The organism is Lacticaseibacillus daqingensis (assembly GCF_003946115.1).
Classification (GTDB): Bacteria; Bacillota; Bacilli; order Lactobacillales; family Lactobacillaceae; genus Lacticaseibacillus; species Lacticaseibacillus daqingensis.
The window spans coordinates 46,494-52,493 of sequence record NZ_RHOH01000013.1; the positions used below are offsets into that span (position 1 = coordinate 46,494).

The 6,000-nt window shown below is 58.3% G+C and carries 5 protein-coding genes; 4 read left to right on the forward strand and 1 reads right to left on the reverse strand.

Translation table 11 applies throughout. The features are described from left to right. Nucleotides 1-437: 437 nt before the first annotated feature. Nucleotides 438-1,145 (forward strand): EAL domain-containing protein, encoded by a 708-nt coding sequence (locus tag EKM88_RS11775; protein WP_125706395.1) that lies wholly within the window; start codon nucleotides 438-440, stop codon nucleotides 1,143-1,145. A 109-nt stretch (nucleotides 1,146-1,254) separates the two neighbouring features. Beyond that, nucleotides 1,255-1,920 (forward strand): EAL domain-containing protein, encoded by a 666-nt coding sequence (locus tag EKM88_RS11780; protein WP_125706397.1) that lies wholly within the window; start codon nucleotides 1,255-1,257, stop codon nucleotides 1,918-1,920. A gap of 99 nt (nucleotides 1,921-2,019) precedes the next feature. Here the strand turns inward: EKM88_RS11780 and nrdE are convergent, their stop codons facing one another. After that, nucleotides 2,020-4,191 carry a class 1b ribonucleoside-diphosphate reductase subunit alpha gene (gene nrdE, locus EKM88_RS11785; protein ID WP_125706399.1) on the reverse strand — a complete coding sequence of 724 codons (2,172 nt, stop codon included), beginning with the start codon at nucleotides 4,189-4,191 and terminating at the stop codon, nucleotides 2,020-2,022. A gap of 206 nt (nucleotides 4,192-4,397) precedes the next feature. On the opposite strand from nrdE, the gene nrdF reads away from it, so the two are divergent. Both nrdF and EKM88_RS11795 read left to right on the forward strand, forming a co-directional pair. Beyond that, nucleotides 4,398-5,393, forward strand: coding sequence for a class 1b ribonucleoside-diphosphate reductase subunit beta (gene nrdF, locus EKM88_RS11790; RefSeq protein ID WP_125706401.1), 996 nt, complete (start codon nucleotides 4,398-4,400; stop codon nucleotides 5,391-5,393). After that, nucleotides 5,393-5,878, forward strand: a complete 486-nt coding sequence (locus EKM88_RS11795; RefSeq protein WP_125706403.1) for a class Ib ribonucleoside-diphosphate reductase assembly flavoprotein NrdI — start codon at nucleotides 5,393-5,395, stop codon at nucleotides 5,876-5,878. The genes nrdF and EKM88_RS11795 overlap by 1 nt, the downstream gene beginning before the upstream one ends. The last annotated feature ends 122 nt before the right edge of the window (nucleotides 5,879-6,000 follow it).

Sequence of the window (6,000 nt, forward strand, 5' to 3'; positions counted from 1 at the left end):
TCATGCAGCGCAGCTTCATGAGCCCTGCGGAGTTCGGCAAGGCCGGACGGAAGCACGACACGCCTGCGTTGCTTTGCGGCGTTCGACGAAGACCGGAAAGAAGTAAGCATGCTTTGCTGCGGCGCGAGGCGAAGCCGAACGGAAGCAAGGAAGTAAGCATGCTTTGCTGCGGAGCGAGGCGAAGCCGAACGGAAGCAAGTCGGAAAGTACGTCATCGAGAGTGCTCGGTTAGAAGACCAGGGAAAAACTTGCATAGCCACGGTTTTCAGGTAGCCGCGATCGCCCGATGAAGGCAACCGCAACGCGGCAGCGGACCAATTTTGTCAAATCCGGTTATTCCAATAAAAAGATTGAAAAAGTAGTCTGAAACTGCTATTTTAGGGGTACTGATTGGTGGGCACGAATTGCCCATAAGTGACGTGTTTGGGGGAACTGTCATGGGATCATTAACCTTTTTTGCGCAACCGATTTTTGCGTTGCCGGATGCGCAACCCCAAGTCGTGGGGTATGAGTTGCTGGCCCGCACGCGCTATCGCGATGTGTGGACGGTACCAGAAAACGTTGGGGCGATGACCCCAGACCAATTGCGCCAGTTGGTGATGCGCGCGGTGCGCGCCCTACCGCAGCAAGCGGCGTACGTGGCGTTCAATCTTCACCCACGTCAGTTTGTGCGACCGGCGTTTCTGGCCGCAATCGTTGCGCTTCAGGCGCGTTGCCCGGTGTCGCTGGTCGTTGAGTTGACTGAAACCCGTGACCCGCTGGTGCCAACGCGCGAGCTTGTCGCCTCGGCGCACCGTTACGCTGAGGCCGGGGTGCCGCTGTGGATCGACGATGTGGGGAGTGGCCAGAACCTGCCCGGGGTCGTTGAAGGACTGACGCCGGCGTGCGTGGGTTACAAATTTGCTCTGCAAGAGCTGGCGGGGTGGCTGTCACCCGCGGACTTGCGCGATCGCTTCTCGTTTTGGCGTGATCGGGCTCAGGCCGCTGACAAACGGTTCGTCCTCGTTGGCGTGGAAACTGAAGCAGAGCTCGCGCTTGCGCGCCAGCAGGCGCCGCACGCGCTGATTCAGGGCTGTTACCTAGGTGCCGCAGCGCCACTCGATCGCGCCGCCATTCGCTACGACCACATCCTACACGTGGATTAAAGCCGAGATAACCGAATAAAATTGCTCAATCATTGCGATCTGATGATACGACCCGTGCGCATAACCAAGTTGCGTCAGGGTCGTTTTTTGCTTTCTAGGAGGACTGCTCATGCTTCGCTACTACGGCCAACCCAAATACGCCGGTGCCGCGCCGACGCACCTTGTCGGCTATGAATTGCTGCTGCGGGAATATGCGCATGCGACGTGGCAGCGCCCCACGGACTTCAACGCCTACAGTTCAGCTACCATTGCGCACCTGCTGGCGCAGACCTTGGCCACGATCCCGCAGACGTTGCCGCTGGTCTCATTTAACTTGAGCCAGCGTCAGTTCGTGGACCCCAATTTTTGCCGGGCGCTGGCGACGCTGCAGGCCAACCGGCCGATGAACCTGTACGTCGAGTTGACGGAAACTGCTGAGAATGTGCCGATCACGGCCTTGGTCGCGGCGGCCAAGGCCTTTGGCCAGCTGGGGGTGGTGGTCGTCATCGATGACGTAGGCTCGGGTGCTAACCAGCTGTGCTTGGTGCGCGCGCTACGCCCTTACACCGGCGAGTACAAGTTTGCCCTGCAGAATTTTCGCGCCAAGCTGACGCGTGCGCAGTTGCGGCAAAAACTGTTGCTGTGGCGCAAGCGGGCGACCGCCGACCACAAGTTGTTTGCGCTGGAAGGGGTGGAACACTGCGCTGACCTGGCGCTGGTTACCCTGGCGCAGCCCGATGTCGTGCAAGGCTACTACTACGGGCGGCCGATCTTGCTGAACGTGGCCGGAGCCTGAGCAGCTGCTGTGAGCGCCAGTCGCTGGCGGTCACTCAAAAAGCGCCGGGCGCCACTCACAAGGAGGGTGCCCGGCGCTTTGATCAGTTCGGCGGCAGGATCAGATACTGCAGCTTTCGCAGGCGTTGGCGCCGATCTCATCGGCGTCATCGGTGAAGGTGCGGATGTAGTAAATCGACTTGAGGCCCTTGGCGTGCGCGTAGTTGCGCAGGATATTCAGATCCCGCGTGGTCATCTTGTCGGTGCGCCCGGCCTTCCACGGGTAGGTGCCGGCCGGAATGATGGAGCGCATGAAGAGGGTCATGGACATCCCTTGGTCGACGTGCTGCTGCGCGGCCGCGTACACATCGATCACCTTGCACATGTTGGTGTCATAGGCGCTCTTGTAGTAGGGCAGTGTGTCATTGGCGAGACCGGATGCTGGGTAGTAAATCGTCCCGATGGTTTTTTCCTGACGGTCTTCAATGCGGTTAACGATCGGGTGCAGCGAGGAGCTGGTGTCGTTGATGTAGGAAATTGACCCGTTCGGCGCTACCGCCATGCGGTTCTGGTGGTAAAGGCCGTCTTGCATCACGGCTGCTTTCAGGTCGGCCCAGTCGGCCTGGGTCGGAATGTGAATGCCTTCGAACTGCGCGGCCACTTCAGGGAACTGCGGCGCCCACTCGCGGTTGATGTAGCGGTCAAAGTACGTGCCGTTGGCGTACTTGGAGGCCTTGAAGTTGTGGAACACCTGCTTGCGTTCGCGCGCGATCCGGTTGGAGGCCTTCAACGTGTAGTAGTTCAGCAGCATGAAGTACAGGCTCGTGAAGTCCAGCGATTCAGGGCTGCCGTAGTGCATGTGGTGCTTGGCAAAATAGGTGTGCAGGCCCATGGCACCCAGGCCGATGCTGTGAGCGAGGTCGTTGCCGTTTTGGACGGATGGCACCACATCGATCTCGGAGTGGTCCGTGACGAAGGTCAAGGCGCGCACCATAGCGTCGACACTCTTCTCGAAGTCCGGGGACTGCATCAGGTTCGGAATGTTGGTGGAGCCCAGGTTGCAAGAGACATCCGTACCCATCACATCGTACTCCTGGCGGTTGTTCAGCACGCTTGGTGTCTGCACCTGCATGATCTCGGAGCACAGGTTGCTCATGATGATCTTGCCGGCGACCGGGGAGGCGGCGTTGGCCGTGTCCACGTTCAGAATGTACGGGTAGCCGGATTCCTGCTGGAGCTTGGAGATCTCGGTTTCAAGGTCGCGGGCGCGGATCTTCTTCTTGGTGATGTTCGGGTTGGCGACCAGGTTGTCGTACTCGGCGGTGATGTCGATGTACGAGAACGGCTGGCCGTACTCACGCTCCACGGAGTATGGGGAGAAGAGGTACATGTCGGCGTCGGTGCGGACCAGCTCGTAGAACTTGTCGGGCACGATCACACCGAGGCTGAGCGTCTTCACCCGGTACTTTTCGTCGGCGTTTTCTTTTTTCGCGCCCAAAAAGGCGATGATGTCGGGGTGGAACACGTTCAGGTAAACGACCCCGGCGCCTTGGCGCTGACCCAGTTGGTTGGAGTAGCTGAAACTGTCCTCCAAGAGCTTCATGACCGGCAACACGCCGCTGGCGGCGCCTTGAATGCCCTTGATCGGGGCGCCCCCTTCGCGCAGGTTGGACAGGGTGATGCCGACCCCGCCGCCGATGCGCGACAGCTCCAGCGCGGAGTTGACCGCGCGGCCGATGGCGTTCATGTCATCCGTGATCTGCAACAGGAAACAGGACACCAGCTCGCCGCGGCGGGCGCGGCCGGCGTTCAGGAACGACGGCGTGGCCGGCTGGTAGCGCTGGTGGATCATTTCATCCGCCAGCGTCATCGCGAGCTTCTCATTGCCATCCGCAAAGAACAAGGCGTTGGCAAACACGCGGTCCGGGAAGCCCTCAAGGTACTGCTCGTTGTCGTCGGTTTTGAGCGCGTATTGCGCGTAAAACTTGTAGGCGGCCATGAAGGACTGGAAGGTGAACCCGGCGTCTTGCACAAAGGCGTTGAGTGCTTCCTTGAAGGCGTCGGTGTACTTGGCCAAGAACGCCGCTTCATAGTAGTTGTGGGTCACGAGGTAGTCTAGGCGTTCCTTCAGGGAGTCGAAGCGCATTGTGTTGGGTGCGACGTTTTCCTTGAAGAAGGCGGCCAGCGCCTGTTTGTCTTTTTCAAGCGGAATCTGGCCGTTGACCGGGATGTTGATCTCGTTGTTCAGTTTGAAGTAGGTGACCTGCTCTGGATCGATACTCTTAAGTCCCATGCGTTTCCTCTCCTTGCGGCCCAGTGGGTGGGCCCGTTATAATAGCTAGTGATCCCACCAGCAAAAATGGTTGCCGATGTCAGTATAATACTGTATATTGTGGTTGCGGTCAATGAATTGACTACATATTGATGTTTTGGTGCTGAGCCAAACTTCTACTCTACCATACATGCGCGGATATCTCCAGCGCGGAAAAGGAGCACGCAATGACAATCAATGAGAACTACAAGGCGATCAACTGGGATCGCGTCTCGGATGACGTGGACAAGGCCACGTGGGAAAAGCTGACCGAGCAGTTTTGGCTGGACACGCGCATCCCGGTTTCCAACGACATGGACGACTGGCGCGAGCTGGACAGCACCCACCAGTGGGTCGTTGGGCACGTCTTCGGGGGTCTGACGCTGTTGGACACCGTGCAGAGCCAAGACGGCATGCGTGCGCTGACCCAAGGCGCCATTACGCCTCACGAGAAAGCCGTGCTGAACAACATTCAGTTCATGGAATCGGTGCACGCCAAGTCCTACTCGACGATTTTCTCGACCTTAAACACGCAGACCGAAATCGACGAGATCTTCGACTGGTCCGACTCCGAGGAGTTCCTTCAGAACAAGGCCAAGTGGATCGTGGATCTGTACCGCAACGATCCAGACCCACTGCACAAAAAAGTGGCCAACGTCTTCTTGGAAACCTGCCTGTTCTACTCCGGCTTCTACACGCCGCTGTACTACTTGGGTAACAACAAGCTCAACAACGTGGCCGAGATCATCAAGCTGATCTTGCGTGACGAGTCCGTTCACGGCACCTACATCGGCTACAAGTACCAGGTCGCCTACAACCAGCTGTCCGCCGCCCAGAAGCAGGCGCAAGACGACTGGGCCTACGACCTGCTCTACAAGCTGTACGAAAACGAGCAGAAGTACGCGGCCCTGTGCTACGACCAGGTCGGCTGGACCGATGAAGTGATGACCTTCGTGGAATACAACGCCAACAAGGCGCTGATGAACCTGGGCAAAGACGGCCTGTTCCCAACCACGGCCAGTGACGTCAACCCGATCATCATGAATGGGATCAACACCACCACCTCCAACCATGACTTCTTCTCCCAGGTCGGCAATGGTTACCTGCTGGGGCAAGTCGAGGCAATGGCGGATGACGATTACAACATCGACGTGATCACCGACCCGGAAGAAGGCGACAAGTGATGCTGACACTTTTTTACGTTTCGATCTCTGGCAACACCCGGGCCTTTGCCAAGCGGCTGAGTGCTTACGCGGAAGCGGTGCACGCTAAGGACGCGACGCAGCCGTTGATCAACGCGGTGGAATACACCCCAAGCTTTGATCCGACCGTGCTCGATGGGCCATTCTTTGCGATGGTGCCCACCTACTTGGACGGCGGCGATGGCATCAACAACGGCTACAAGGAAGTCATGACGCTGGATTTTCGCGATGAGCTGGCCGATGCCAACCTCGACAATCTGCTAGGCATCATCGGCAGCGGCAACCGGAACTTCAACGCGCAGTTTGGCCTGACCGCCAAGCACTATGCGCGCCGCTTCAACTCCCCGGTGATCGGCCTGTACGAACTGCGCGGCAACGACGAAGAGGCCGCGCGCATCTACACCACCATGTGCAAGTACCAAGCCGACTTCGCGCGGCGCGGTGTGAAGCGCGCACTGGTGCACTGATCGAATTGAACCCTAAAAGACGGCTGCGGCCGTCTTTTTTGCTACGACGAATTGTCAACTCAAGTGCAACTTTTTACCCAGGTAGACTTCTGATGGTGTCTTCCAGCCTAAGACCTTGCGAG

Coding starts and splice junctions, on each gene's coding strand:
- nrdE (WP_125706399.1), bottom strand. CDS start 4,191: ATGGGACTTAAGAGTATCGATCCAGAGCAGGTCACCTACTTCAAACTG.
- EKM88_RS11775 (WP_125706395.1), top strand. CDS start 438: ATGGGATCATTAACCTTTTTTGCGCAACCGATTTTTGCGTTGCCGGAT.
- EKM88_RS11795 (WP_125706403.1), top strand. CDS start 5,393: ATGCTGACACTTTTTTACGTTTCGATCTCTGGCAACACCCGGGCCTTT.
- nrdF (WP_125706401.1), top strand. CDS start 4,398: ATGACAATCAATGAGAACTACAAGGCGATCAACTGGGATCGCGTCTCG.
- EKM88_RS11780 (WP_125706397.1), top strand. CDS start 1,255: ATGCTTCGCTACTACGGCCAACCCAAATACGCCGGTGCCGCGCCGACG.